This is a genomic window from Mesorhizobium sp. Cs1299R1N1 (genome assembly GCF_037179655.1).
Taxonomy (GTDB): domain Bacteria; phylum Pseudomonadota; class Alphaproteobacteria; order Rhizobiales; family Rhizobiaceae; genus Mesorhizobium; species Mesorhizobium salmacidum.
In genome coordinates this window covers 352,123-376,334 of the sequence record NZ_JAPYKR010000006.1, presented here as the reverse complement: position 1 = coordinate 376,334, position 24,212 = coordinate 352,123, and the positions used below count along the sequence as shown (strand labels likewise).

Annotated in this window: 28 protein-coding genes; 20 read left to right on the top strand and 8 right to left on the bottom strand. The window is 64.5% G+C overall.

Going from position 1 to position 24,212, the window contains the following annotated elements:
* The first annotated feature begins 21 nt into the window (after nt 1-21).
* Nucleotides 22-666: an arylesterase gene (locus O7A70_RS16050; protein WP_337141216.1), complete on the top strand. Its 645-nt coding sequence runs from the start codon at nt 22-24 to the stop codon at nt 664-666.
* A 129-nt stretch (nt 667-795) separates the two neighbouring features.
* Nucleotides 796-1,392 (top strand): RNA 2',3'-cyclic phosphodiesterase, encoded by a 597-nt coding sequence (gene thpR / locus O7A70_RS16045; protein ID WP_337141215.1) that lies wholly within the window; start codon nt 796-798, stop codon nt 1,390-1,392.
* Here the strand turns inward: thpR and O7A70_RS16040 are convergent.
* A complete protein-coding gene (locus O7A70_RS16040; RefSeq protein ID WP_337141214.1) occupies nt 1,296-1,814 on the bottom strand; it encodes a low molecular weight protein-tyrosine-phosphatase in 519 nt (172 codons plus the stop codon). The two genes, thpR and O7A70_RS16040, sit on opposite strands and share 97 nt — an antisense overlap.
* Nucleotides 1,815-1,864: 50 nt before the next feature.
* Here O7A70_RS16040 and O7A70_RS16035 point away from each other — a divergent pair, with 50 nt between their 5' ends.
* From O7A70_RS16035 to O7A70_RS16025, 3 genes are all read left to right on the top strand, one after another.
* Nucleotides 1,865-2,161: a 4a-hydroxytetrahydrobiopterin dehydratase gene (locus O7A70_RS16035; RefSeq protein WP_337141213.1), complete on the top strand. Its 297-nt coding sequence runs from the start codon at nt 1,865-1,867 to the stop codon at nt 2,159-2,161.
* A 138-nt stretch (nt 2,162-2,299) separates the two neighbouring features.
* A complete protein-coding gene (locus tag O7A70_RS16030) occupies nt 2,300-2,662 on the top strand; it encodes a YkvA family protein (RefSeq protein ID WP_337141212.1) in 363 nt (120 codons plus the stop codon).
* 284 nt (nt 2,663-2,946) lie between these two features.
* A complete protein-coding gene (locus tag O7A70_RS16025; RefSeq protein ID WP_015314944.1) occupies nt 2,947-3,450 on the top strand; it encodes an invasion associated locus B family protein in 504 nt (167 codons plus the stop codon).
* Nucleotides 3,451-3,504: 54 nt separating this feature from the next.
* Here O7A70_RS16025 and O7A70_RS16020 read toward each other — a convergent pair whose 3' ends face one another.
* Nucleotides 3,505-4,860: a chloride channel protein gene (locus tag O7A70_RS16020; protein ID WP_337141211.1), complete on the bottom strand. Its 1,356-nt coding sequence runs from the start codon at nt 4,858-4,860 to the stop codon at nt 3,505-3,507.
* A 193-nt stretch (nt 4,861-5,053) separates the two neighbouring features.
* Nucleotides 5,054-5,353: a hypothetical protein gene (locus O7A70_RS16015; RefSeq protein WP_140510494.1), complete on the bottom strand. Its 300-nt coding sequence runs from the start codon at nt 5,351-5,353 to the stop codon at nt 5,054-5,056.
* A gap of 243 nt (nt 5,354-5,596) precedes the next feature.
* On the opposite strand from O7A70_RS16015, the gene rlmN reads away from it, so the two are divergent.
* From rlmN to O7A70_RS16000, 3 genes are read left to right on the top strand one after another with little or no spacing between them, the layout of a single operon-like run.
* Nucleotides 5,597-6,832, top strand: a complete 1,236-nt coding sequence (gene rlmN / locus O7A70_RS16010; protein WP_337141210.1) for a 23S rRNA (adenine(2503)-C(2))-methyltransferase RlmN — start codon at nt 5,597-5,599, stop codon at nt 6,830-6,832.
* Nucleotides 6,829-7,278 carry a hypothetical protein gene (locus O7A70_RS16005; protein ID WP_337141209.1) on the top strand — a complete coding sequence of 150 codons (450 nt, stop codon included), beginning with the start codon at nt 6,829-6,831 and terminating at the stop codon, nt 7,276-7,278. Before rlmN ends, O7A70_RS16005 begins: the two co-directional genes overlap by 4 nt.
* On the top strand, nt 7,275-7,757 hold the full coding sequence (locus O7A70_RS16000; RefSeq protein ID WP_337141208.1) for a hypothetical protein: 483 nt from the start codon (nt 7,275-7,277) through the stop codon (nt 7,755-7,757). Before O7A70_RS16005 ends, O7A70_RS16000 begins: the two co-directional genes overlap by 4 nt.
* Here O7A70_RS16000 and O7A70_RS15995 read toward each other — a convergent pair.
* Complete coding sequence (locus tag O7A70_RS15995) at nt 7,729-8,370, bottom strand: LysE family translocator (RefSeq protein ID WP_140718501.1); 642 nt, start codon at nt 8,368-8,370, stop codon at nt 7,729-7,731. The two genes, O7A70_RS16000 and O7A70_RS15995, sit on opposite strands and share 29 nt — an antisense overlap.
* Nucleotides 8,371-8,562: 192 nt before the next feature.
* On the opposite strand from O7A70_RS15995, the gene O7A70_RS15990 reads away from it, so the two are divergent.
* The gene (locus O7A70_RS15990) at nt 8,563-9,786 is read left to right on the top strand and encodes an argininosuccinate synthase (protein ID WP_337141207.1); all 1,224 of its coding nucleotides are present in this window, start codon (nt 8,563-8,565) and stop codon (nt 9,784-9,786) included.
* Between the two features lie 121 nt (nt 9,787-9,907).
* On the top strand, nt 9,908-10,312 hold the full coding sequence (locus O7A70_RS15985) for a hypothetical protein (RefSeq protein ID WP_337141206.1): 405 nt from the start codon (nt 9,908-9,910) through the stop codon (nt 10,310-10,312).
* Nucleotides 10,313-10,360: 48 nt separating this feature from the next.
* Here O7A70_RS15985 and O7A70_RS15980 read toward each other — a convergent pair whose 3' ends face one another.
* On the bottom strand, nt 10,361-11,158 hold the full coding sequence (locus tag O7A70_RS15980; RefSeq protein WP_337141205.1) for a lytic murein transglycosylase: 798 nt from the start codon (nt 11,156-11,158) through the stop codon (nt 10,361-10,363).
* 297 nt (nt 11,159-11,455) lie between these two features.
* Here O7A70_RS15980 and O7A70_RS15975 point away from each other — a divergent pair, with 297 nt between their 5' ends.
* The 7 genes from O7A70_RS15975 (at nt 11,456) to O7A70_RS15945 (ending at nt 18,082) form a co-directional block, all read left to right on the top strand.
* Nucleotides 11,456-12,550: a zinc-binding metallopeptidase family protein gene (locus tag O7A70_RS15975; protein WP_337141204.1), complete on the top strand. Its 1,095-nt coding sequence runs from the start codon at nt 11,456-11,458 to the stop codon at nt 12,548-12,550.
* A 63-nt stretch (nt 12,551-12,613) separates the two neighbouring features.
* On the top strand, nt 12,614-13,210 hold the full coding sequence (locus O7A70_RS15970) for a DUF1236 domain-containing protein (protein WP_027146218.1): 597 nt from the start codon (nt 12,614-12,616) through the stop codon (nt 13,208-13,210).
* A 189-nt stretch (nt 13,211-13,399) separates the two neighbouring features.
* Nucleotides 13,400-14,353, top strand: coding sequence for a CPBP family intramembrane glutamic endopeptidase (locus O7A70_RS15965; RefSeq protein WP_337141203.1), 954 nt, complete (start codon nt 13,400-13,402; stop codon nt 14,351-14,353).
* 389 nt (nt 14,354-14,742) lie between these two features.
* Nucleotides 14,743-16,329, top strand: a complete 1,587-nt coding sequence (gene ffh, locus O7A70_RS15960; protein ID WP_140751939.1) for a signal recognition particle protein — start codon at nt 14,743-14,745, stop codon at nt 16,327-16,329.
* Between the two features lie 7 nt (nt 16,330-16,336).
* Nucleotides 16,337-16,663 (top strand): chorismate mutase, encoded by a 327-nt coding sequence (locus tag O7A70_RS15955; RefSeq protein WP_027146221.1) that lies wholly within the window; start codon nt 16,337-16,339, stop codon nt 16,661-16,663.
* 49 nt (nt 16,664-16,712) lie between these two features.
* Nucleotides 16,713-17,114: a 30S ribosomal protein S16 gene (gene rpsP / locus O7A70_RS15950; protein WP_027146222.1), complete on the top strand. Its 402-nt coding sequence runs from the start codon at nt 16,713-16,715 to the stop codon at nt 17,112-17,114.
* Between the two features lie 122 nt (nt 17,115-17,236).
* A complete protein-coding gene (locus O7A70_RS15945; RefSeq protein WP_337141202.1) occupies nt 17,237-18,082 on the top strand; it encodes an acyl-CoA thioester hydrolase/BAAT C-terminal domain-containing protein in 846 nt (281 codons plus the stop codon).
* Between the two features lie 103 nt (nt 18,083-18,185).
* Here the strand turns inward: O7A70_RS15945 and O7A70_RS15940 are convergent, their stop codons facing one another.
* Both O7A70_RS15940 and O7A70_RS15935 read right to left on the bottom strand, forming a co-directional pair.
* Nucleotides 18,186-18,449: a glycine zipper domain-containing protein gene (locus O7A70_RS15940; protein WP_337141201.1), complete on the bottom strand. Its 264-nt coding sequence runs from the start codon at nt 18,447-18,449 to the stop codon at nt 18,186-18,188.
* Nucleotides 18,450-18,572: 123 nt separating this feature from the next.
* Complete coding sequence (locus O7A70_RS15935) at nt 18,573-18,983, bottom strand: DoxX family protein (RefSeq protein WP_337141200.1); 411 nt, start codon at nt 18,981-18,983, stop codon at nt 18,573-18,575.
* A gap of 199 nt (nt 18,984-19,182) precedes the next feature.
* On the opposite strand from O7A70_RS15935, the gene O7A70_RS15930 reads away from it, so the two are divergent.
* Nucleotides 19,183-19,590 carry an ACT domain-containing protein gene (locus O7A70_RS15930; RefSeq protein WP_337141199.1) on the top strand — a complete coding sequence of 136 codons (408 nt, stop codon included), beginning with the start codon at nt 19,183-19,185 and terminating at the stop codon, nt 19,588-19,590.
* Between the two features lie 223 nt (nt 19,591-19,813).
* On the opposite strand, the gene O7A70_RS15925 is transcribed toward O7A70_RS15930, so the two are convergent.
* The gene (locus O7A70_RS15925) at nt 19,814-20,848 is read right to left on the bottom strand and encodes an aspartate-semialdehyde dehydrogenase (RefSeq protein ID WP_337141198.1); all 1,035 of its coding nucleotides are present in this window, start codon (nt 20,846-20,848) and stop codon (nt 19,814-19,816) included.
* Nucleotides 20,849-21,462: 614 nt separating this feature from the next.
* Between O7A70_RS15925 and O7A70_RS15920 the strand changes: the two genes are divergently transcribed.
* Both O7A70_RS15920 and O7A70_RS15915 read left to right on the top strand, forming a co-directional pair.
* The gene (locus O7A70_RS15920; protein WP_337141196.1) at nt 21,463-23,331 is read left to right on the top strand and encodes a DEAD/DEAH box helicase; all 1,869 of its coding nucleotides are present in this window, start codon (nt 21,463-21,465) and stop codon (nt 23,329-23,331) included.
* Between the two features lie 130 nt (nt 23,332-23,461).
* Nucleotides 23,462-24,181 (top strand): DUF805 domain-containing protein, encoded by a 720-nt coding sequence (locus O7A70_RS15915; protein ID WP_337141195.1) that lies wholly within the window; start codon nt 23,462-23,464, stop codon nt 24,179-24,181.
* Nucleotides 24,182-24,212 lie beyond the last annotated feature (31 nt).

Here is a 24,212-nt window from a genome sequence, read left to right as displayed (position 1 = left end):
CTGTCATATGGGGCCTGCCGCATGTCTTTCAAACGCCGCTTTGCCGCAGGCCTGATCGTTCTCCTCGCCATTTGCGGCGCCATTTCGTCGGCGCGCGCTGAGCCATTCAAGATCGTCGGCTTCGGTGACAGCCTGATGGCGGGGTTCGGCCTTGGGCCGGGCGAGGGCTTTACCGACAAATTGCAGGCCGCCCTTCGCGCCAGGGGCCATGACGTCGCCGTCGCCGATGCCGGCGTCTCCGGCGATACCTCCAGCGGCGGCCTGGCGCGGCTCGACTGGTCGGTGCCGGACGGGACGCAGCTCGTGATCCTCGAACTCGGCGCCAACGACATGCTGCGCGGCGTTTCACCCGACATCACCCGGAAGAACCTTGACGCGATTCTGGGCAAGCTCAAAGGGCGCAAGATCGCCGTGCTCCTGGCCGGCATGCGCGCCGCGCCGAATCTCGGCGCCGACTACCAGAGCGCCTTCGACGCCGTCTTTCCGGAACTCGCCGCGAAATACGGCGTTACGCTGTATCCGTTCTTTCTCGACGGCGTCGCCGGCCAGTCCAGTTTGCAACTCGGAGACGGCCTGCATCCGAACGCCAAAGGGGTCGATCAGATGGTCGAGCGCATGCTGCCGACGGTGGAGAAGGCCATCGCGGCGGTGCCGGGAGATTCATGATGTCCGATAAAGCCGCTTTCCGTTGGGGAAACGTTTAGCGAAGGCCTGCGACCAACAAACCACTTGCTCCATTTGATTATCGATGATTCGCTAGGGATGACAGTTCGATTCGAGGAAGGGAGGCTCTTCATGCCGCGTCTTTTCACCGCCCTCGAAATTCCGCGTGATGCCGCCCTTTCGCTGTCCCTGCTCCGGGGCGGCCTGCCCGGGGCCCGCTGGATCGACGTCGAAAATTACCATCTGACGCTGCGCTTCATCGGCGATGTCGAAGGCCATGTCGCCGACGAGATCGCCAATGCGCTCGACCGGGTGCAGCGCCCGTCCTTCTCGCTGGCACTGTCGGGTGTCGGCGCTTTCGGCCAGAAGAAGCCGCATGCGGTATGGGCGGGCGCTTCCCCCTCGCCCGATCTGGCCGCCCTTCAGGCCGAGATCGAGCGCATCTGCCAACGGCTCGGCATTCCCGCCGATCCGCGCAAGTTCATGCCGCATGTGACACTGGCGCGCCTGCGCAATTCGAGCCCGCTCGACGTCGCCCAATATCTGTCGGCGCGCGGCAATTTCTCGACGCTGCCGTTCCGCATCGGCCGCTTCGTCCTGATGTCGTCGCGTGATTCGGTCGGCGGCGGCCCTTATGTCGTCGAGGAAGCTTGGCCGCTGTCCGGCGTCGATACGCGCGCCGCAAGCCGTGTCGCCAGCGTCTCCGACGCCTCGCGGATCATGCGATAGACCGAAGCAAACGCTTCCTGGTCCTCATAATAGGGATCCGGTACATCGCGCGGCTTTCCCTCGGCGAAGTCCAGGAACAGGTGGATGCGATCGCGCACTGCCGCCGGCGCCAGCGCCTTCAGGTCGCGGACGTTGGACCGGTCCATGCCGAAGATCAGATCGAAGCGGTGAAAATCCTCCGGCACGATCTTGCGCGCCCGCTGCCGCGAGATGTCGATGCCGTGGCGCGACGCGACGGCAATCGAGCGCGGATCGGGAGCGGAGCCGACCTCCCAGCCGCCGGTCGCGGCCGAATCGAGCACGATATCCCCGCCATATCCGCGCTCCGAAAGCACGGCGCGAAGGACGCCTTCCGCCAGCGGCGATCGACAGATGTTGCCGAGACAGACGAAAAGAATGGAATTTATGGGCTTCGCGATCATGGATCCGGCGCTATGCTGGCTACTCCAGCGCAATAGCACGGGAGGCGGACATGACGAGAGAGAAACTGGGCAGGGAAGCCGCCGAAGCAGCACTGACGGCGCTTGACGGCTGGACGCTGGCAAAGGACGGCGCCTCGATCGCCCGCACCTTCACCTTCAAGAATTTCTCCGAAGCCTTCGCCTTCATGACCCGTGTCGCGCTGGCCGCCGAGAAGATGGACCATCATCCCGACTGGTCGAATGTCTACAAGACCGTCGACGTGACGTTGAACACGCATGATGCCGGGGGCGTCACGGCGCTCGATATCGAACTGGCCAGGAAGATGAACCGCTATTTCGGCGGCTGAACGCGGACCGGCCATGCTCGCGGGCGGGCGCGGACCCGCCAAATCGGCGCCCGCATCTTGCAGCCGGGTTCGGCTTTCACCACATTTTGATCCGCGGGCATGCGCCAGTACGGCCATGGGACCCGCCAGGAGAGATTGATGGCGCAAGAATCCGGTTTTGACTTCTTCGGCTTTGGCGACAGACTGGGCGGCGAGGGCGAAGTGCGCGAAAAGTTCTGGCGCACGGCCAAGAAGGCCGCGCGGCAAATCCCGTTCATGGAAGACGTCGTCGCCGCCTATTACTGCGCCATGGACAAGAAAACGCCGCTGCGCGCCAAGGGCATATTGGTGGCCGCGCTCGGCTATTTCGTCCTGCCGGTCGACCTCATCCCCGACTTCATCTTCGGCCTCGGCTTCACCGACGACATCGCCGTGCTGACCGCCGCGATCACCGCCGTCAGCGCCCATATCACGCCGGCGCACCGGCAGGCCGCCAAGGACGCCATCGCCGACAGGGGCTAAAGCCCGCCGCCGAAATCGCCACGTCGGCTCAGCCCCTGGACAGGGGCATTCAGCGGCCGGTCAAAAGTCAAACTCTTGCCGTTTTCGTGGCCTCCAAGTCGCCAAAGGGACGCCGTGCCGGCCGCTGACAAGGCGGCGGCGCGGGAATGGCGGCGGTTTCCTGGGGTGAAGGTCCTTTTCTCTTGGGAACTTCACCGTTTGGTAACCCAGATTAAATCAAAATGAAGCGACGGCAGGACGCCACGCGGCCCCGCCTCCGCACCATTTGGAATACGGGAAAAACGATGCGCGGATTGATTGCACTAGTTTCGAGCCTGGTCCTGGCGGCCTCGGCAGCGCCGGCGCTGGCGCAGCAGGCGACCAAGATCGGCCAGCACAATGCCTGGGGCACCTACAGTTACCAGGCGTCGGGCGGCAAGGTCTGCTACGTGCTGACCGTGCCGACCGACAAGCAGCCGCCGACGCTCGACCATGGCGACATGTTCTTCTTCGTCAGCCAGCGGCCCGGCCAGCAGGTATCCTATGAGCCGCAGTTCATCGCCGGCTACAATTTCCAGGAAGGCTCCAAGGCCACCGTCACCATCGACAAGAAGAGCTTCTCGATGTTCACGCGCGGAAAATCGGCCTGGGTCGAGAACGCCGCCGAGGAACCGGTGCTGATCGCGGCGATGAAGACCGGCACCGACATGAAAGTGTCGGCGAAGTCGGGCCGCGGCAATCCCACGAATTATGTCTTTTCGCTGAAGGGCATCTCGGCGGCGCTGTCCTCGATCGCCAAGTGCAAATAGGCTATCTTCGTTTTTGAACCAAAGGCCGGGCCGCAACCCCGGCCTTTTGCTTTTTCAGTCGTGGCCTGATTCCGGTGCGGCTTCGGCCCGCCGCCGCCGGATCGCCTCGGCGATGAAGACCCGCGACAGGGCGTGATAGAGCGGCTCGTGCGAGACCAGGCGTGCCGTGCCGTAACCCAGCATCGAAGCCAGCATCAGGCCGATGACATTGTCGTGATTGCCCGTCATTTCGAGGATGATGACGAAGGCCGTCATTGGCGCCTGCACCACGCCGGCGAAATAGCCGGCCATGCCGAGCAGCGCCGCGACGCCGGCGCCGCTGCCGAACACCAGGCCGAGCGAACTGCCGATACCGGCGCCGACCGCCAGCGAGGGCGCGAAGATGCCACCGGGTATCCCTGAAATCATCGACAGCAGGCCGGCCGCGAATTTCTCGGCAAAGAAGAACCAGGGCAGCGGCGTGCCTTCGACCGCGCTGCGCGCCTGCGCGTAGCCGGTGCCGAAGGTCAGCCCGCCCGACGCGATGCCGATCACCGCCACCGCCAGCCCGGAGACCGCCGCCACCAGCAGCGCGCGCCATAGCGGCTGCAGTGCGTTCCAGCGCCGGATACGCCGCGTCGCCTTCAACGCCAGCAACGAGAACAAGGCGCCAAAGCCGCCGCCGATGACGCCGCAGGCGATCACCAGCGGCCAGTCGACGGCAAACGAGATCGTCTCCTTGGACTCGCCGAAATAGGTGTAGTTGCCGAGCACGCCGAGCGAGGCGAGGCCGGCCAGGATGACTGCCGTCAGCACCAGCCCGTTGGTGCGCGCCTCATAGGTGCGGCCCATTTCCTCGATGGCAAAGACGATGCCGGCAAGCGGCGTGTTGAAGGCGGCGGCAATGCCGGCGGCCGATCCCGCCAGGATCAGGCCGCGCGCCTGCGCCATGCCGCCCCAGCGCGCCGCCTGCAGCATCAGCGACGCGCCGACCTGCACGGTCGGCCCCTCGCGGCCGATGGAAGCGCCGCAGAACAGGCCGACAAGAGTGAGCGCTATCTTGCCCGCCACCAGCCGGAGCGACAGGATATGGCTGCGGTCGTCGTCGTCGCGCAGATGCCGGGCGGCGATCGCTTGCGGAATGCCGCTGCCTTGCGAGCCCGGAAAGAAGGCGTGCGCCAGCCATGCGCACAGGACAAAGCCGAGCGGGGTGATCGCCAGCGGCAGATAGAAGCGCCAACCGCCATCATTGCCGATCACCACATGAAACAGCGCCTGTGCCTTGTCGGCCAGCACGGCAAACAACACGCTGATCAGGCCGATCGAGATCGCACCGGCCCAGAACACCAGGCGCGGCTGCCAGACGCGGCGCGAGGCCCACATGGCGCGCGAACGCCGCAGCATGGGATGTCTTCGCGATTGGCCGGCCATGTCTGTCCTCGCGGGGAAAACCCAGCCCTAACACAGGCATGACGCCGATCAAGCAAGAGTCTGACGATCGGCCGGGATCAACGGGCCGCGGTGTTCCGCTCGTGAGCATGATCCAGAGAGCGCCTCCTTCAATCGAAGTGAAAGCTGCGCGACCCGCCGGCCTCCACGCCGGCGGGCAATCCTTGCGAGATCGTCACATGGCCATTTTTTCACATTCGGCCTGGGCCTTCTTGGTCGACGTGTCGATCATATAGGCCTTGCCCTTGGCGTCGGTCATTATCATCATGCAATGCTTGATCGGCTTGGCCATCTTCATCATATCGGCGCCCATCTTCGCGTCCGGCATCATTGTGCCCATGTGCCCGTCCGGCATGATCGCCGTCACTTGCCCACCTTTCATCATGGTCATGGTGCCCATCGTGTCCTCGGCGAACGCCTGCGAGGCGCAAAGAGCGGCGAGGCCGGCAATGACGGCGAGCTTGATCGATTTCATTCCGCATACTCCCATTGTGCAGGGGCACAGTTGCCCCATTCTGGGTTCGCGGATGGCGCGCCGGCCGTTACGCTGACACGAATATGTGATCGATCGCGCGCCGGGGAACACCGCGGCCAGGCGGCGGGACAGGCTGCCCGATCGCCCGCGGCATGACTCTGCCGCCAAGCTGTGCTATGCGCCCCGCTTGAGATAAGGCACGATGGATGAAATCGGCCGTAAACCGCTTATATCAGTGCAACCATGACCCTTTCACTCGACCTCACCGCCGAAGGTGCCCGTGACGCCTTGCGTACCCGCGCCATGCCGGCCGAAAAACCGTCGCTGATTGGCCTGACACGGGCCGAGCTCGCGGAGGCCCTCGTCGCTGCAGGCATCGTGCCGGAGCGTCAGGCAAAAATGCGCGCCCAGCAGCTCTGGCACTGGATGTATGTACGCGGCGTTTCCGACTTCGCCGGCATGTTCAACATCTCCAAGGACCTGCGCGCCGAACTCGACAGGCATTTCACCGTCGCCCGGCCCGAGATCGTAGAGGAGCAGATTTCCGCCGACGGCACGCGAAAGTGGCTGTTCCGCTTTCCGCCGCGCGGCGCCGGCCGGCCGGTCGAGATCGAAACCGTCTATATCCCCGAGGAAGGCCGCGGCACGCTCTGCATCTCCTCGCAGGTCGGCTGCACCCTGACATGCTCGTTCTGCCACACCGGCACGCAGAAGCTGGTGCGCAATTTGACGGCTGAGGAAATCCTCGCCCAGTTGCTCACCGCCCGCGACCGGCTCGGCGACTTCCCCGACCGCGACACGCCGGATGGCGCCATCGTGCCCGCCGAGGGCCGGAAAGTGTCCAACGTCGTCATGATGGGCATGGGCGAGCCGCTCTATAATTTCGAGGCGGTCAAGAAGGCGCTGCTGATCGCCTCCGACGGCGACGGACTTTCCCTGTCGAAGCGCCGCATCACGCTGTCGACCTCCGGCGTCGTTCCCGAGATTTTCCGCACCGGCGAGGAGATCGGCGTCATGCTGGCGATCTCGCTGCATGCTACCAATGACGATCTGCGCGACCTCTTGGTGCCGATCAACAAGAAGTATCCGCTCAAGGAGTTGATCGCCGCCTGCCGCGCCTATCCCGGCCTGTCCAACGCCAGGCGTATCACCTTCGAATATGTGATGCTGAAGGACGTCAACGATTCCATCGAGGACGCCAAGGGCCTGATCAAGCTGCTCAAGGGCATTCCGGCCAAGATCAACCTGATCCCGTTCAACCCGTGGCCTGGCACCAACTACCAGTGCTCGGACTGGGAGACGATCGAGAAGTTCGCCGACTACATCAACAATGCCGGCTATGCCTCGCCGATCCGCACGCCGCGCGGCCGCGACATCCTGGCCGCCTGCGGCCAGCTGAAGTCGGAATCGGAGCGCATGCGCAAGGTCGACCGGCTGGCGCTCGAAGCCATGATGATCGCGGGGCACGGCGAGGTGTGAGCCGTCTCGTCTCCGGCCTCAAGCGCTTCGCCATCATAACAGTCGGCTACGTCGCCGCTGTGCTGACCTCGATCCTGGTGCCGGTGCTGCTGATCGTTCTTCTGGCCGGGATCGAGGACGGCAACTGGTCGATCATTTTCACATTCGACTGGCTGGCCTCCTTCCCGCTCGCCGTGTTGACCGTGGCGATCTGCGCGCTGCTGATCGTCGGCCCGGCGATCTTCGTCGCCGAACGGCTGGCGCTGCGAGGATGGTTCTACTTTGCCGTCACGGGCGCGGTCACGTCGATCGTCTTCGGTGTTTTTGTCCCAGGCTCCGCCGGAGGCTTCGTTTTCAATCCGGGCTTCCTCGGTTTTCTGGCCGCGGCCGGCATTGCCGCCGGCTGGGTCTACTGGCTTCTGGCTGGACACAAGTCCGGTCATCTCACGGGCCGTGATCCCCGATGAACCGTCTCGTCGCCTATATCGTGCGCTTCGCCGTCATCCTGTTCGGCTACGCTATCGCCTCGCTGGCGGCGAGCGCCTTCCTCAACATCCTGTTCCTGGCCTCGCTCGGCTACACGCCGGCGCAAGCCGATCCGGCGGCGACCGCATCGCTCTATTTTTCAATTCCTTTCGTCGCCCTGTTTGTCGCTTATTTCGGCTTCGCGCCGGCCGCGATCATCATTTTGATTGCCGAAATCCTCGGCCGGCGCGACTGGCTGTTCTACGCGCTGGCGGGCGCGCTGGTGGCGGGAGTTTTCCTCGGCCTGGTCGACAATATCCGCGATTCCGTTTTCGCGGTCACCGAGACCAGCGCGATCATGGCGGTGCTCGGTGGTGGCATGGTCGGCGGCATCTTCTATTGGCTGAGCGCCGGCCGCTGGGCCGGGAGCTGGTGGAAGGACGAGAAAGCTCCTACTTCGCCTGGGCCGTCAGGATCTTGAGCGCGAAGGCCGAGAACACGCCGGCGAAGAGATAGTCGACCACCCGCGTCACGCGCGGGCTGGCCTTCATCGCCGCCGAGAATTTTTCCGCCGCCAGCACCATGGGTGCCGTCACCGGGATCGACAGCACGATGAACATGGAGCCAAGGAAGAACAGCTTCCCGGGCGCGTTCGGATCGTGCGCCGAGACGAATTGCGGCAGGAAGGTCATGAAGAACAGGATGATCTTCGGGTTGAGCAAATTGACGCCGAGCCCCGCGGCCCAGCTGCGCAGCAGCGAGATCTGCGGGCCCGTCTTCTTCTCCGGCGAAAAGGCCGAGCCCTTGGCGATCGCCTGCCAGGCCAGGAAGACGAGATAGCCGGCGCCAAAGATCTTCAGCACGAAGAAAGCCATCGGCGAGGCGACGATCAGCGCCGAGACGCCGACCACCACCAGCGTGGTGTGGATCAGCGTGCCGCACAGCGCGCCGGCCATCGAGGCAAAGCCGGTGGCTCGCCCCTGGCTTAGCGTGCGCGAGACGAACAGCGTCATATCAGGGCCTGGCGTGATCGCCAGGATCACGGTGGCGATGGCGAACTGGACCAGCGTGGCGGTGTCGGGAATGAAGGACATGGGCAGGCCTTTGGGTTGGGGACGTCAGGCTATAGAGGATGCCGCCCCTTCTTGCCAGCGGCCGGACGGCAAGAGTGCTGATCCAGCCCTGCTCGATCCTGGTGTCACCACCTGCCTGGTGTTCATCTCTTGCGCAGCCCGGAAGCGGCGTGATACCTCGCGCGCCGAGAACTCCTGTCGTGGAACTGCCAAATGTCCAAGATCAAAGACGTCAAGAAGGTCGTGCTCGCTTATTCCGGCGGCCTCGACACATCCATCATCCTGAAATGGCTGCAGACCGAACTCGGCGCCGAAGTCGTCACCTTCACCGCCGATCTCGGCCAGGGCGGCGAGCTGGAGCCGGCGCGCCGCAAGGCCGAGATGATGGGCATCAAGGACATCCGCGTCGTCGACGTGCGCGAGGAATTCGTATCCGACTTCGTCTTCCCGATGTTCCGCGCCAACACCGTCTATGAAGGCACCTATCTGCTTGGGACCTCGATCGCACGGCCGCTGATTTCCAAGCACCTGGTCGAGATCGCCAGGGAAACCGGCGCCGATGCGATTGCCCATGGCGCCACCGGCAAGGGCAACGACCAGGTTCGCTTCGAGCTTTCCGCCTACGCGCTCAACCCCGACATCAAGGTCATCGCGCCGTGGCGCGACTGGTCGTTCAAGTCGCGCACCGACCTGATGAACTTCGCCGAACAGCACCAGATCCCGGTGCCGAAGGACAAGAAGGGCGACGCACCGTTCTCGGTCGACGCAAACCTGCTGCACTCGTCCTCCGAGGGCAAGGTGCTGGAGGATCCATGGAGCGAGCCGCCGGAATTCGTGCATCAGCGCACCGTGTCGCCGATGGACGCGCCGGATGCCGTCACCGAGATCGAGATTGAGTTCCTGAAGGGCGACCCGGTCGCTCTCAACGGCAAGAAACTGTCGCCGGCGACCATGCTGGCCGCCCTCAACGATCTCGGCCGCGACAATGGCATCGGCCGGCTCGATCTGGTCGAGAACCGTTTCGTCGGCATGAAATCGCGGGGCGTGTATGAGACGCCCGGCGGCGCCATCCTGATCGTGGCCCATCGCGCCATCGAATCGATCACGCTCGACCGCGGTGCCGCGCACCTCAAGGACGAGTTCATGCCGCGCTATGCCGAGCTCATCTATAACGGCTTCTGGTTCTCGCCCGAGCGCCTGATGCTGCAGGCGATGATCGACAAGAGCCAGGAAGACGTCGAAGGCACGGTGCGGCTGAAGCTCTACAAGGGCAATGTCATGGTCACCGGTCGCAAATCGAAGAAGACGCTCTATTCCGACGCTCTGGTCACCTTCGAAGACGACCGTGGCGCCTACGACCAGAAGGACGCCGCCGGCTTCATCCGCCTCAATGCGCTGAGGCTGCGGACATTGGCCGCACGTAACCGTAACAAATAGACGGAATGCGTTGTCCCGGCCGATGCCTGGTGCCGCTGGTCCTTCTGGCGGCCCCGGCCATGGCCGGGGATTTCAACCCTGCCTCGCTCGACCTTGCCGCCTGATCGAGTGCCGGGCCGACGTGCCCAGCTATAACGGCTTTGCCCTCTGGCTGGCAGGCGAACCCGGCGCTGCGAAGGCGCTGAGCTGGAACGAAGTTTCGTCAGGCAATCCCTTCCTGCGGCAGTATGACTTGCCCGCCCCGGTCCATGTCTTCGGGCGCGAGACCGAGACAATCGTCTTTACCGCGACAGGGCCGATGGCCGTGCTTGATGGCATCGCCGCGCCGGACCTCGCCCGCCAGCTCGACGTCCCGGCGACGGTCTCGACGCCGGACAAGTTCCTCGGTGAGAAGGTCGTGGCCGAAAGCACCGAGGAGGCCGGCGGCGTGAGCCTTGCCACGCGCATCACGCTCAACGTCTCGACGGTCGAGTCCCATCCCGGCAAGACGCTGGCCGGCTGCTCCTATGCGCTCGACGTGAAATGAAAACCCGGCGCGAAGGCCGGGTTCTTCGTTCAATGCCGTGCGGTTCGATCAGTCGGCGTCGATCGCGGTGGCGATGCGGGCGATGGCCTGCTGATAGACGCTTGCGGAATTCCAGCCGGCGATCGCGCCCATATTCGACTGCGCGCTGGCGCCAGCCCGCCAGCCGTGACCCTTGAGGAAGTTGGCGGTGGAGGCCAAAGCGGTGGCCTTGTCGCGCAGGTTTCCGCTGCCGACCGCATACTTCAGGACATTTCCGGGCAGGAACTGCGTGTGGCCGATCTCGCCATGCATGGCGCCGACCGACGAGGCGGTCAACGCTCCGCGATCAACCAGCTTCAGGGCCGCGATGGCGTGCGGGTGAAAATAGTCGGGGCGGCGGCAATCATAGGCAAGCGTCAAGATGGCGGAAACCGTGTTCTGGTTGCCCATGGAGGCGCCGAAGCCGGTCTCCATGCCCCAGATAGCGAGCAGCACGCCCGGCGACACGCCGTAGTTCTGGTCGATCTGGTTGAACAGCGCCGCGTTCGACTTCTTCAGCGAACGGCCCTTGGAAATGATCGCGGACCCGCCACGGCGCTTCATGAAATCGTCCACCGAGCCGCTGAACGCCTTGTGGATGGCGCGGTCGGCGGAGATGGTCCTTGTTGCATAGGTCGCGCCGGCCAGAGCAGCCAGGCCCCTCGACCCGACACCTTCGGACTTGGCCTCAGCGGCGAAATCCTGTTTCCAGGCGTCGAAGCCGGCGCCGGTCTTGCCGCAGCTGGCCGCCGCCTGCGCGCCTGTCGCCAGCCCCAGCACCGCCACCACCGCGGCTGCTAAAATCCTACCCTTGGCAAGAAATGCCATGTTGTTCTCCTGGTTGCCTGATTGATTCACGTCCCGATTGCGAATTTGCCAGCGAAACGCGCATTTGTCACCGTCTGTGGCGCGATGCTGGCGAATGCCGGGGAATTTGCCTACGATCAAGTGATTATTGTGGCGAGGCCATGCATGAAAGACGTTGATGCCGGCCATGGACCGCATCGGTGCGCCTGGACCAGCGAAGCAAAATAGTCTGGCCGGACCGCGGAACGCCGGCCGGTGGCTCGCGTTTGGGCACGGGCCGCCATGTATCCTGTGCCCTTCTGATGAATTGAGACCGAGATGAAACTTTTCGACTGCCCGCATTGCGGCCACCGTCTCTATTTCGAGAACGCCCAGTGCCTGAACTGCAGCAGTCTTGTGCTCTATGATCCCGAGCGCGCGCGCTTTGTCCTGTCCGGCGTCGACGGCGCAATCCAGTGCACCAATGCCGACGAATGCGCCTGCAACTGGATGGCCGAGCCGGGGCAGGTCTTCTGCCGTGCCTGCGTGCTGAACCAGCTGATCCCCGACCTCTCGGTCGACGGCAACCGCCGCCGCTGGATCCGCGTCGAGGCGGCGAAGAAGCGCGCCATCTATTCGCTGCTCGCCTTCGGCCTGCCGGTGGCGCCCAAGCAAAGCCCGACGGACGAGATCGGGCTGGCCTTCGACTTCCTCGCCGATCCGATCGGCGGCGGCCCGGGCGGCGAACGGATTCTAACCGGCCACGACAATGGCCTGATCACGCTCAACGTCGCCGAGGCCGATTCAGCCGAGCGCGAAAAACGTCGCGTCGAGATGGGCGAGAACTACCGCACGCTGCTCGGCCATTTCCGGCACGAGCTCGGCCATTATTACTGGGACCGCCTGATCCGCGACGATCCGCGAGGCCTGGAAGCGTTCCGCGCTTTGTTCGGCGACGAACGCGCCGACTACGAACAGGCGCTGAAGGCCTACTACGCCAATGGCGCCGCGCCCGACTGGCAGCAAGACCACATCTCGGCCTACGCCACCTCGCATCCATGGGAAGACTGGGCCGAGACCTGGGCCCACCATCTGCACATCACCGACACGCTGGAGATGGTCCATGCGCTCAACTTCCCGCTCGGCCGGCTGGAGACCGTGGAGGCGGCCGAGCTGCCGCGGGGCGATACCGGTGGCGGGCTGCAGGCAGCGCCCTCGGAGCCTGCAAAGACGCCCGAGCCCTTCGACAAAATTCTTGCCCGCTGGCTGGTGCTGTCGGAAGCCTCCAATTCGATCAACCGCTGCATGGGCCTGCCCGACCTCTACCCCTTCGTCATTTCGGACGTGACGGCGCAGAAACTGGCTTTTGTTCACGATCTTGTGACCAGCTTGCCGAAAGACGCGGGAAATCGTGAGTTGGCTCGCGCGTTTTAACCGGAACGCATGCGCCGCTGCCCCGTTTTCGCTGGCGAGGGACCACGAAAACGGAGAGAAACCATGAAATCCGTATTGTTTCCCGCAATCGCCGGAGTGTTCACCATGATGTCGGGTGCCGCCTTGGCGGACACCGCCGTGTCGGCGGTCACCGATCTCAACGTGCGCGCTGGCCCGGGTCCGCAATATCCAGTGATCGGCGTGCTGGCCGCCGGCCAGTCGGCGACGCTCAATGGCTGCATCGAAAACAGCAAATGGTGCACGATCGCCGAAGCCGGCGGCCAGGGCTGGGTCTATTCCGACTACGTCACCGCCGATTTCGGCGGCAGCCGCGTGGTGCTGACGCAGCGCCGCTCCGCCGTTGCCGTCGTCTCGCCGCCGGACGACATCGGCAATTATTCCACCGAGTACACCGGAGCGATCGTCGCCGGCGAGCCGATCGACACCGTCGTCCGGCCTCCGGCCGAGGTCAGGACCTATGTCGACACCCATCGCCTCGACCCCGTCTATCTCGAAGGCGAGGTGGTGACCGGCGCAACCCTGCCCGACACCGTCGAGTTGCGCGAAATTCCGGACTACAAGTATCGCTATGTCTATGTGAACGGTCAGCCGACGCTGGTCGACCCGCAGACAAGGCGCATCATGTACGTGGTGCGTTGACAGAGGCCAGAGGTCGCCGAAGCGGCCGCTTGCGACATTGGAAAGAACCTGCCGGTACCCAGGCGGCGCTTGGGTGCCGCGCGATCCGTTTGCGCGTATCCCTGGTGATATCGATTCCGATTCCCGAGGCCATCGGCTAGATCAAGGACAGCTGGATCAAGCAGCGATGGATTCGGATCGAGGACAAGCGTGACAATCGACGACACTGCCTTCGAGCGCTATCGCAACACGCCGAACGCCAGGACGACTTTGTTGCGTCTATTGCTGGGGACGCTGATCGTAGTCCTGTTCTGGGGCGCCACCACCGCGGCCGTGCTGTTGGGTGGCACACATGTCTACTTCGCCTGGCAGGCGACGGCTTCGCCATACGACATGGAGGGTTTTCTCGCCTCGCCCATTGGCATCCTCAGCGCGCTCACCTCCTTCGCCGGGATCTGGATCGGTCTGTGGATCGCGATGCGCTGGGTGCATGGCGAGCCGCTGTCGGCCCTCCTCGGCACTGGCCGCCGCGTATCGCGACCGGACTTCCTCAAGGGGCTGATAGCGGTGCTGATCACCTCGGCTCTGTCCGAAATCCTGCTCTATTTGCTGGCGCCGGGGCTCGCTCGCGGCACGATCAGCCTGTCGTCCTGGCTGCTGTTCGCGATCCCGATCGTCGCGCTCACCTTGCTGCAGACGTCGTCGGAAGAGGTGCTGTTTCGCGGCTATCTGCTGCGCGGCCTCGCCAGCCGGTTCCGCAGCCCTTTCATCTGGGCGCTGCTGCCCGGCCTGCTGTTCACCTCGCTGCACTGGAGCGGCGGTTCGTCGGCCGCCATCAATGCCTGCGTGCTGGTCTCGATCGCCGCTTTCGCGCTGCTTCTGACACTCATGGTCTATGCCACCGGCAATCTCGGTGCAGCACTTGGCGCCCATCTCGGCAACAATTTGACCGGCTTCCTGCTGATCTCGCATCAGCAGAGCTACAATTCCTTCGCCTTGTTCACCGCCAAGCCGCTCGAAGGACCGGGATGGATGATGTCGGATGCAATTCTCATCGCCCTCATCGGCATCGCCTGCAGCTTGCTGACGATTGCTCTATTGCTGCACCCACGCTCGCCGCTCAGGGTCTCGGCCGAGGTTCCGAACGCCGTGGGTGCGGCCTGATCGCGGTCCGGGAAACGGCGCGACACCGGCTTTGCCTTGACTCTTGCGCCGATTTCCTGTCTACAGCCCACCAATTCCGCGACGAGTATCCCTCCGAGCAAGCCGACCAGGACGCCGAAGCCTCTTTGAGGCCAAGTGCTGTAAACAGATCCTGGAGGCCAACACCCGGCAGCGCTGTGCGCCCCCGGGTGCTTTTTGGTTTTGGGCTTTTGCTTGGACTGGCTTGGAGACTGGGCGCGAACGCATTACCTCTCGGGCACCATCCGGGTGCCAGGGAAAAGGAAAACGAATGTTTGAATCGCTGCAGGAGCGCACAAGAGGCGTGGAGGGCCATCGGCCCGACAGGGATCACTGTGACTCCAAGGCGCTCTCGCGCGGTGGGTTGATCAATGTTTGAGTCCCTACAAGAGCGCCTTGGCTCCATCCTGAACGGCCTGACCGGCCGCGGCGCGCTTTCCGAGGCTGATGTCTCGGCGGCGTTGCGCGAGGTGCGCCGTGCGCTGCTCGAGGCCGACGTGGCGCTGGAAGTGGTACGTTCCTTCACCGACAAGGTGCGCGAGAAGGCCGTCGGCGCCGCCGTGCTGAAGTCGATCAAGCCCGGACAGATGGTCGTCAAGATCGTCCATGACGAGCTGGTCGACATGCTGGGCGCCGAGGGCGTCGCCATCGACCTCAACGCGCCTGCTCCGGTCGTCGTCATGATGGTCGGCCTGCAGGGCTCCGGAAAGACGACGACTTCGGCCAAGATCGCCAAGCGCCTGACCGAACGGCAGAACAAGAAGGTCCTGATGGCCTCGCTCGACACGCGGCGCCCCGCCGCGCAGGAGCAGTTGCGCCAGCTCGGCGAGCAGGTCAAGGTCGCGACGCTGCCTGTGATAGCAGGCCAGAACCCGGTCGATATCGCCAGGCGCGCCGTGCAGGCGGCCAAGCTCGGCGGCCATGACGTCGTCATCCTCGACACCGCCGGCCGCACCCATATCGACGAGCCGCTGATGGTCGAGATGGCCGACATCAAAAAGGTGTCGTCGCCGCACGAGATCCTGCTGGTCGCCGACTCCCTGACCGGTCAGGACGCCGTCAACCTGGCGAAAAGCTTCGACGAGCGCGTCGGCATCACCGGCCTTGTGCTGACCCGCATGGACGGCGATGGCCGTGGCGGTGCCGCGCTTTCGATGCGCGCCGTTACTGGCAAGCCGATCAAGCTGATCGGCACCGGCGAAAAAATGGACGGGCTGGAGGAATTCCACCCCAAGCGCATCGCCGACCGTATCCTGGGCATGGGCGACATCGTCTCGCTCGTCGAGAAGGCGGCCGAAAACATCGACGCCGAGCAGGCGGCGGCGATGGCCAAGAAGATGCAGTCGGGCAAGTTCGACCTGAACGACCTCGCCCAGCAGCTTCAGCAGATGTCGAAGATGGGCGGCATGGGCGGCATCATGGGCATGATGCCGGGCATGGGCAAGATGAAGGACCAGATGGCCGCCGCCGGCCTCGACGACAAGATGTTCGGCCGCCAGCTCGCCATCATCTCCTCGATGACCAAGGCCGAGCGCGCCAATCCCGATATACTGAAACACTCGCGCAAGAAGCGCATCGCCGCCGGCTCCGGCACCGATGCGGCCGAGATCAACAAGCTCTTGAAGATGCATCGCGGCATGGCCGACATGATGAAGGCGATGGGCGGCAAGGGCAAAGGCGGCGGCCTGATGCGCGGCATGATGGGCGGCCTCGCCTCCAAGATGGGCCTTGGCGGCATGGTGCCCGGGGGCGGCATGATGGGCGGCGGCATGCCCGACCTGTCGAAGATGGATCCCAAGCAGCTCGAAGCCTTGCAGAAACAGGCGCAGGCCGCCGGCCTCGGTGGCATGAAGGGCTTGCCCGCCCCAGGCGGCGGCTTGCCCGGCCTGCCTGGCGGCATGAAGCTTCCCGGCCTTGGCGGTGGTGGCGGCCTGCCCGGTCTCGGCAAGAAAAAGTGAGGACGCTATGAACGAAGAAAAGGACATGGCCGACGCCCGCACCATCCTGGCCGGCTACCGCGCCTCGATCGACAACATCGATGCCGCCCTCATCCATATGCTGGCCGAGCGCTTCCGCTGCACCAAGGCGGTCGGCATGCTCAAGGCCGAGCATGGCCTGCCGCCGGCCGACCCGGCGCGCGAGCAGCAGCAGATCGCCCGTCTTCGCCAGCTTGCGAAAGATGCGCATCTCGACCCGGATTTCGCGGAAAAATTCCTCAACTTCGTCGTCCGCGAAGTGATCCGGCACCACGAACAGATCGCCGCAGCCAACGGCGTGACGAAAACCGGCTGACAACCAGCCTGAACAATCAACGAAATCAGAGCTTTTAGGAGAAAAGAAAATGGCACTGAAGATCAGACTGGCCCGTGCGGGCTCGAAGAAGCGTCCTTACTACCACGTCGTCGTCGCCGACGCCCGTTCGCCCCGCGACGGCCGTTTCATCGAGTCGCTCGGCTCGTGGAACCCGCTGCTGCCGAAGGACGGTGAGCGCATCAAGGTCGACGCCGACCGCGTCAAGCATTGGCTGTCGCACGGCGCCCAGCCGACCGACCGCGTGCTGCGCTTCCTCGATGAAGCCGGCCTTGCCAAGCGCGAAGCCCGCTCCAACCCGAAGAAGGCCGAGCCCGGCAAGAAGGCGCAGGAACGCGCCGCCCTGCTGAAGAAGGCCCAGGACGACGCCGCTGCCGCCGTCGCCGCGGCCGCTGCCGCACCAGCCGAAGCGGAAGCCGCCACCGCCGAGTAATCGCTTCCTATTCCTTGCGCAAACAGAACGGCGGGCCTGTGCCCGCCGTTTTGCTGTTTGCAATTGTCACTCACCTGCCCTTTGCTGTTTCATTGGAAAGCTTCTGATTTCCGGAGGATCCAATGGGCGAACGAGCAGTCGCGGAGGAAATCCTGTCCGGCGGCGTCGCCGGAACCCTGTTGCGATGCGTCGATGCCACGACAGGTGTCGTGGTGCTGGGCGGATCGAGCGGCCGCGTCGATGTCGAGCGCGCACGACTGTTTGCCGATATGGGCGTCTCTGCCCTTGCCCTCCGCTGGTTCGGCGGCCAAGGCCAGATCCCAGGCATATGCGAAATCCCCCTGGAGACGTTTTTCGCCGCGACCGACCGGCTGGTCGGATTGGGGTGCCAGCGCATCATCTATGTCGGCACATCCAAGGGCGCCGAGGCATCCTTGCTCGCGGCGGCGCATGACCCGCGCATCGATGCCGTGGTCGCGATCAGCCCGACATCGGTGGTCTGGGGCAACATCGGGCCGGGCCGCGACGGCATCAGCTGGCCCGAGCGGTCCTCATGGACGCTGAAGGGGGTTCCATGCCCGTTTGTTCCAACAGACCCGGATTGGAGGGCAAGCTACCTCGATGGCCTTGTGTCCTATCGAGGGCTTTTCGAACACTGCCTGGCAAGATTCAAGCAGGAAGCGGACAGGGCCGCCATTCCCGTCGAGGTTATTTCGGCGGAGATCGTGCTGGTCGCGGGCGGCGGCGACGCGCTGTGGCCATCCCTGGATTTCGCTCGATCGATCGTCCGGCGTCGAAAAGACGCCGGAAAGGCCACGCGCCTCGTTTCGGCTCCCGACGCCGGCCACCGCATTCTCCTGCCGGGTGAAACCACGCCGCGCTCAAGCTCGCATGCCCATGGCGGCAATGACCGCGCCGATGCGGGTTTGGGGCGCGACGCCTGGCAATACGTCCGGGAGCTCCTGTAGCGCGCGCCGTGATAGTGCCTCAAACGAGTTGCAGCCAATTCATCGATCGAAAACGGCGGGTCAAAAGCCCGCCGTTTGCTCTTCATTTTTGGCATGCGGTCGTTCAATAACCGCTTGGGCAGCGATCGACATAGGTATGGCCATTGCGGTCGCGATAGCGGCAACGGCCCGGTTCGCTGGCCCGGCCGATCAGCGCACCGGCCACGGCCCCGACGGCACCGCCGACAACCGCGCCTTGCACCGGATTATTGGCGACTGCCGCGCCAACCGCGGCACCGCCGAGGCCACCGACAGCCGCGCCTTTTTCCGTCTGCGAACAGGCGCCGAGCGCCATCGTCAGCACCAGAATGGTCAGGATTCTCTTCATTTGTCGTTCCTCTCACATGCGGATCGCCGTCTCGCCGCCAAGTCCCTAACTCTCAGACGGCTAATTTGATCCCAAGAAGAATGAAGATCGCGACGACACCTGGCAGCGATTGGCGCGGAACGGCTACCGGCCGAACGGGATCAGAGCGCGCACTTTGGGATCACGCAGATAGAGGCCGCCCCAAAGGACGATGCCGAGATAGACGCCGAACAGCGTGTGCGAAAACAGCGGATTGCCGATACGCGCATTGGTGGCGATGGCGCCGCCCATATAGGCGGTGAGCAGGATGGCGCCGAGCACGGAGGTGCGCGGCAGTGCGTAGAGCGCGGTCGAGACCAGGCCGATGATGCCCAGCATGCGCGCGACATTGGCGTCGGCCGGCCAGCCGAGCGGCGCCATCGTCCGGGTGACGATATCGAGCGGCGGCAGCTTGATGGCGCCGTCGAAGATCATGAACAGGACGATGAGGCCACTGAGCACGCGGCCGGTCCACAGGGCGCCGGACGAGACAGGCGCGGTTTGAGAAATGCTCATTGGTGGTCCCTCCTGATGGTTAGCCCCGTTTTCAGCGGGGTCGAACCAAGGACGTGCCGTGAGGCGGCGATCCGACACGTGTCTGGATTTGTCTTGGCGCCGATTTCCACCATGCTGCGGACTCTGCTGCCAGCAGAGCTATCGGCATTCGTCCATGGCGGCTATTGAGGAGCGGGCAGTGCACCAGGCGAGACGACAAATGACCGGCGAGACCGATCTGAGGACATTGTTGGCGTCGATGACGCCGGAATTGCTTGATGGCGCCTATGTCTTTGCCACGCTGGCGCCGCACGTGCCGCAGCCCGAAGGCCTGGAGCCGGTGATGGTGTTTCGCGAGCGCGAAGGCACGACGCTGATCGTGACCGAGGAAGCCGCCCGGACCACGGGGCTGGAGGCTTCGTTCCGCTGCCGGATGATCACGCTGAACATCCACTCATCGCTCGAAGCCGTCGGCTTCCTCGCCGCCATCACCGCACGCCTCGCCGCCGCCGGCATGGGCGTCAATCCAGTCTCGGGTTTTTATCACGACCACCTGTTTGTGCCGGCCGGGCGGGCGGAGGAGGCGATGGCGGTGCTGCGCGAACTGAGTATGGATAGCGCGAGCTGAAATCGGCGCGGAGCGACTTTGACGGCTAATCTCATGACCCGGCAGCGCCAAATCGGCATGGCCGGCGCTGCCCCTCATCCGCCTGCCGGCACCTTCTCCCCGTAATGACGGGGAGAAGGGAGCTAACGGCCGAAGGCCGGGCCCGCGACGGCGGGCCGCCGGTCGTCCGGCGCCCTCGCGGAGGGCCAGCCGCGGCAGCGGCGATACGGCCCGTGAGCGAAAACTAAGCCGCCTTCTTCTTCGGCTGGATGAGCCCGCGCTCGATCAGGAGTTCGGCGATCTGCACCGCGTTCAACGCCGCGCCCTTGCGCAGGTTGTCGGAGACGATCCACATCGACAAGCCGTTGTCGACGGTCGAATCCTCGCGGATGCGCGAGATGAAGGTGGCGTCCTCGCCGGCCGATTCCAGCGGCGTGATGTAGCCGCCATCCTCGCGCTTGTCCAAGACCTGGCAGCCAGGCGCTTCACGCAGGATGTCGCGCGCCTCGTCGGCGGTGATCGGCTTCTCGAACTCGATGTTGACCGCTTCCGAATGGCCGATGAACACCGGCACGCGCACGCAGGTCGCCGTCAGCTTGATCTTGGGGTCGAGCATCTTCTTGGTCTCGGCGACCATCTTCCACTCTTCCTTGGTGAAGCCGTCGTCGAGGAAGACATCGATATGCGGGATGACGTTGAAGGCGATGCGTTTGGTGAACTTCTTGACGTCGACCTGGTCGGCGACGAACACCGCGCGGGTCTGGGTAAAGAGCTCGTCCATGCCTTCCTTGCCGGCGCCGGATACAGACTGGTAGGTGGCGACGACGACGCGCTTGATGGTGGCGGCATCATGCAGCGGCTTCAACGCCACGACGAGCTGCGCCGTCGAGCAATTCGGGTTGGCGATGATGTTCTTGCGCGTGAACAGCGAGATCGCGTCCGGGTTCACCTCGGGCACGATCAGCGGCACGTCCTGGTCGTAGCGGAAGGCCGATGAATTATCGATGACGACGCAGCCCTGCTTGCCGATCTTCGGCGACCACTCCTTGGAGACGTTGCCGCCGGCCGACATGATGCAGATGTCGGTGTCGGAAAAATCATACTGGTCGAGCGGCCTGACCTTCAGCGTGCGGTCGCCGAACGACACTTCCGTGCCCATGCTGCGCCGCGAGGCGAGCGCCACGACTTCGCTGACCGGAAAGCCGCGCTCTTCCAGAATGTTGAGCATTTCCCGGCCCACATTGCCCGTGGCGCCGACGACTGCAACCTTGAAACTCATAGAAATCTCCTGTCCCTCTCCGCTTGGTTCTTGGAGAAAACCCGCCGGCCAAGTGCGGGTTCCGTCCCCCGGGCCGGACCCGGGAGAGGGTGGTTAGGCCAAGGGAATCACACCGTTTTGGTGGTGGTTTTGGCCATGGTTTTGGTCGAACGGTAAGATGCACCAACGCGTCCGGCCCCACTGATGTGGCCGGGGACGTCGAAGGCAAGAAGAGCCATCAAAAGGCCGCGCATCGAGATTGATCCCGTTCGATGCCGGCTTTTACGCGGTTTGCCGCAGGAGTCAATTGGCGCCTCTTTTCCTTCTCCCCTTGTGGGGCCCGAAGGGCGGGCGAGGCCCGTGACTCGCCCAGGGCGGTGGATCGGCGCGCAGCGCCGAGACGGTTGAGGGGTGGGTGACGGAGTGCCGTCGGCGCCAAGCTGGAGCACCCCTCATCCGACCTCGGATCGCGAGGCCACCTTCTCCCACAAGGGGAGAAGGGAAGAAGCGCGGCGGGCTGCACTGTACAATGGTCACCGCAAGAAGTACGAACACCCAAAGATTGTCTGACCGGCACGCGTGCCGGTCCCGGATGTGCTTCGTAAGAGCAATCCTCTGAATTCCGAAAGAATGAGATGTCCAACTTCGATGGTATTGTTCCCGCGCTGGCACAAGCGCTGGAGAAACGCGGTTATTCCGACCTGACCCCGGTGCAGAAGGCGGTGCTGGAGCTCGGCCAGGCCGACGCTCTGGTGTCGGCCCAGACCGGCTCGGGCAAGACCGTCGCCTTCGGCCTTGCCATGGCGCCGACGCTGCTCGACGGCGCGGAACGTTTCGGCCCGGCAGCGGCGCCGCTGGCATTGGCGGTGGCGCCGACGCGTGAACTGGCGCTGCAGGTGACCCGCGAGCTCGAATGGCTCTATGAGCCGACCGGCGCCACGGTGGCATCCTGCGTCGGCGGCATGGACATGCGCACCGAACGGCGCGCGCTGGAGCGCGGCGCCCACATCGTCGTCGGCACGCCCGGCCGGCTGCGCGACCACATCACCCGTAATTCGCTCGACATGTCGACGCTCAAGGCCGTGGTGCTGGACGAGGCCGACGAGATGCTCGATCTCGGCTTTCGCGAGGACCTCGAATTCATCCTCGATGCCGCACCGGCCGACCGTCGCACGCTGATGTTCTCCGCCACCGTGCCGCGCTCCATCGCCACGCTCGCCCAGGGCTATCAGCGCGACGCCGTGCGCATCTCGGCCGCCGGCGAGGAAAAGCAGCATCTCGACATCGAGTACAGGGCGCTGAATGTCGCCCAGGCCGATCGCGAGAACGCCATCATCAACGTGCTGCGTTTCTATGAGGCCAAGAACGCGCTGGTGTTCTGCAACACGCGTGCCGCCGTCAATCATCTCACGGCCCGCTTCAACAACCGCAATTTTTCCGTCGTCGCGCTCTCGGGCGAGCTCAGCCAGAACGAGCGCAGCCATGCGCTGCAGGCGATGCGCGACGGCCGCGCGAAAGTCTGCATCGCCACCGACGTGGCGGCGCGCGGCATCGACCTGCCCAACCTCGAACTGGTGATCCACGCCGACCTGCCGACCAATCCGGAAACGCTGCTGCACCGCAGCGGCCGCACCGGACGTGCGGGACGCAAGGGCGTCAGCGCGCTGATCGTGCCCAACAGCGCCCGCAGGCGCACCGAGCGGCTGCTGCAAAGCGCCAAGCTGACGGCGACATGGGCGAGCCCGCCCTCGGCCGACGACGTGATGCGGCGCGACGACGAGCGCATCCTTGCCGATCCGGCTTTCGACGAACCGGTGAAGGACGACGAGCGTGCATTCATCGACGCGCTTCTCGCCCGGCATGGAGCCGAACAGGTGGCGGCTGCCTTTGTGCGCCAGTGCCGCGCCAGCCGCTCGGCGCCCGAGGATCTGATGGACGTCGCGCCTTTCACCCCATCGCGCGAAAGGCCGGCGGGCGAGAAGTTTGCGCACCGCGACGAGGCGCCCAGCCGCCGCGACGATTTCGGCGCCAGCGTCTGGTTCTCGCTGTCGGTCGGACGCCGGCAGAATGCCGAGCCGCGCTGGCTGATCCCGATGTTGTGCCGTGCCGGCAGCATCAGCAAGCGTGAGATCGGCGCCATCAAGATGCAGCCGGAAGAGACGTTCGTGCAGATCGCCGCCGACTGGGCCGAGCGTTTTCTCGCCGCGATCGGTCCCGACCGCAAATTGCAGGGCAACATCGTGGTGAAGCGGCTGGACGGCACGCCTGACCTGTCGCGGGCCGGCTACCAGCCGCCCAGCCCGGACAAGAAACCGCATCGCGGCAAGGCGCCGTTCGACCCGAACGCGCCGAAGCGCAAGTTCGAGAAACGTGCACCGGCTTCCGCCGACCAGCGCCCGCAAGCCGCGCATGATGCAAAGCCGTGGGCGAAAAAGCCGGGCAAGCCGAAATTCGAAAACACCGGCGCGCCGAAGCACAAGAAGACGAAGAAGCGGCCGTCGTAAGACCGACGCGAAAGCCTCGCCGCTGATTTTTGCGTCATTTGCGGCGAAGGCGGTAGCTTATGGGCGGCTTGCCCATCGGCTCGGCCCTGTGCCACATCTTTGCAGGGACGTGGCGACAAGGGGGTGGGCGATGCGCGGCGAAGTGCTTCACTATGAAGAGGACCAGGGCTTCGGCTTCATCACCGGCGCCGACGGCAACCGCTACACCTTCACCCGCGAGAACCTGCGCCGGCAAACCGCGATGCCCAACGGGACGGTGGTCGAGTTCCAGACGAGCGGCGGCCAGGCTCGCGACGTTTTTTCGATCGCCGGCCAAACCACCGCGAGCCCGACCGTGGCCGCCGGCATGAACGCCGCTCCGGCTCCAGTCGGCACCGCACCCACGGCCCGCGCACCGCAGGCGCGGCATTTCGGCCGATCCAGCGAGAGCGCAACCGCCGAACCCAGTGATCTCTGGGGCTATTTCTGGCGTGGCCTGACGCGGAACTACTTCAACTTCGCCGGCCGCGCCCGCCGCAAGGAATATTGGGGCTACTGCCTGTTCTGGGTGGTCTGCCTGCTCATCATCGGCGGCATCGGCATCTTCACCGATATCGAAATGGGCAATTTCGACACCGACGCCTCCGCGGTGGTGACGGTCGGCCTCTGCGGCACCTTCCTCCTGGCGACGCTCCTGCCCGGCCTCGGCATGACCGTGCGCCGGCTGCACGATATCGGCCTGTCGGGCTGGCTCTATCTGCTGATCCTCATCCCCAGCATCGGCAGCCTGATCATCCTGGTCTTCGCGCTGATCCCGACCCAGGCGCGTGAAAACCAGTGGGGACCGGTGCCGGCTGGCGTCAGCATATGACATAGCGTGCATATTGCAATCACGAACAACC

Bases quoted from the DNA above. Each gene is read 5' to 3' on its own strand.
- O7A70_RS16050 (WP_337141216.1), top strand. From the start codon at position 22: ATGTCTTTCAAACGCCGCTTTGCCGCAGGCCTGATCGTTCTCCTCGCC.
- thpR (WP_337141215.1), top strand. From the start codon at position 796: ATGCCGCGTCTTTTCACCGCCCTCGAAATTCCGCGTGATGCCGCCCTT.
- O7A70_RS16040 (WP_337141214.1), bottom strand. From the start codon at position 1,814: ATGATCGCGAAGCCCATAAATTCCATTCTTTTCGTCTGTCTCGGCAAC.
- O7A70_RS16035 (WP_337141213.1), top strand. From the start codon at position 1,865: ATGACGAGAGAGAAACTGGGCAGGGAAGCCGCCGAAGCAGCACTGACG.
- O7A70_RS16030 (WP_337141212.1), top strand. From the start codon at position 2,300: ATGGCGCAAGAATCCGGTTTTGACTTCTTCGGCTTTGGCGACAGACTG.
- O7A70_RS16025 (WP_015314944.1), top strand. From the start codon at position 2,947: ATGCGCGGATTGATTGCACTAGTTTCGAGCCTGGTCCTGGCGGCCTCG.
- O7A70_RS16020 (WP_337141211.1), bottom strand. From the start codon at position 4,860: ATGGCCGGCCAATCGCGAAGACATCCCATGCTGCGGCGTTCGCGCGCC.
- O7A70_RS16015 (WP_140510494.1), bottom strand. From the start codon at position 5,353: ATGAAATCGATCAAGCTCGCCGTCATTGCCGGCCTCGCCGCTCTTTGC.
- rlmN (WP_337141210.1), top strand. From the start codon at position 5,597: ATGACCCTTTCACTCGACCTCACCGCCGAAGGTGCCCGTGACGCCTTG.
- O7A70_RS16000 (WP_337141208.1), top strand. From the start codon at position 7,275: ATGAACCGTCTCGTCGCCTATATCGTGCGCTTCGCCGTCATCCTGTTC.
- O7A70_RS15995 (WP_140718501.1), bottom strand. From the start codon at position 8,370: ATGTCCTTCATTCCCGACACCGCCACGCTGGTCCAGTTCGCCATCGCC.
- O7A70_RS15990 (WP_337141207.1), top strand. From the start codon at position 8,563: ATGTCCAAGATCAAAGACGTCAAGAAGGTCGTGCTCGCTTATTCCGGC.
- O7A70_RS15980 (WP_337141205.1), bottom strand. From the start codon at position 11,158: ATGGCATTTCTTGCCAAGGGTAGGATTTTAGCAGCCGCGGTGGTGGCG.
- O7A70_RS15975 (WP_337141204.1), top strand. From the start codon at position 11,456: ATGAAACTTTTCGACTGCCCGCATTGCGGCCACCGTCTCTATTTCGAG.
- O7A70_RS15970 (WP_027146218.1), top strand. From the start codon at position 12,614: ATGAAATCCGTATTGTTTCCCGCAATCGCCGGAGTGTTCACCATGATG.
- ffh (WP_140751939.1), top strand. From the start codon at position 14,743: ATGTTTGAGTCCCTACAAGAGCGCCTTGGCTCCATCCTGAACGGCCTG.
- O7A70_RS15955 (WP_027146221.1), top strand. From the start codon at position 16,337: ATGAACGAAGAAAAGGACATGGCCGACGCCCGCACCATCCTGGCCGGC.
- rpsP (WP_027146222.1), top strand. From the start codon at position 16,713: ATGGCACTGAAGATCAGACTGGCCCGTGCGGGCTCGAAGAAGCGTCCT.
- O7A70_RS15945 (WP_337141202.1), top strand. From the start codon at position 17,237: ATGGGCGAACGAGCAGTCGCGGAGGAAATCCTGTCCGGCGGCGTCGCC.
- O7A70_RS15940 (WP_337141201.1), bottom strand. From the start codon at position 18,449: ATGAAGAGAATCCTGACCATTCTGGTGCTGACGATGGCGCTCGGCGCC.
- O7A70_RS15935 (WP_337141200.1), bottom strand. From the start codon at position 18,983: ATGAGCATTTCTCAAACCGCGCCTGTCTCGTCCGGCGCCCTGTGGACC.
- O7A70_RS15930 (WP_337141199.1), top strand. From the start codon at position 19,183: ATGACCGGCGAGACCGATCTGAGGACATTGTTGGCGTCGATGACGCCG.
- O7A70_RS15925 (WP_337141198.1), bottom strand. From the start codon at position 20,848: ATGAGTTTCAAGGTTGCAGTCGTCGGCGCCACGGGCAATGTGGGCCGG.
- O7A70_RS15920 (WP_337141196.1), top strand. From the start codon at position 21,463: ATGTCCAACTTCGATGGTATTGTTCCCGCGCTGGCACAAGCGCTGGAG.
- O7A70_RS15915 (WP_337141195.1), top strand. From the start codon at position 23,462: ATGCGCGGCGAAGTGCTTCACTATGAAGAGGACCAGGGCTTCGGCTTC.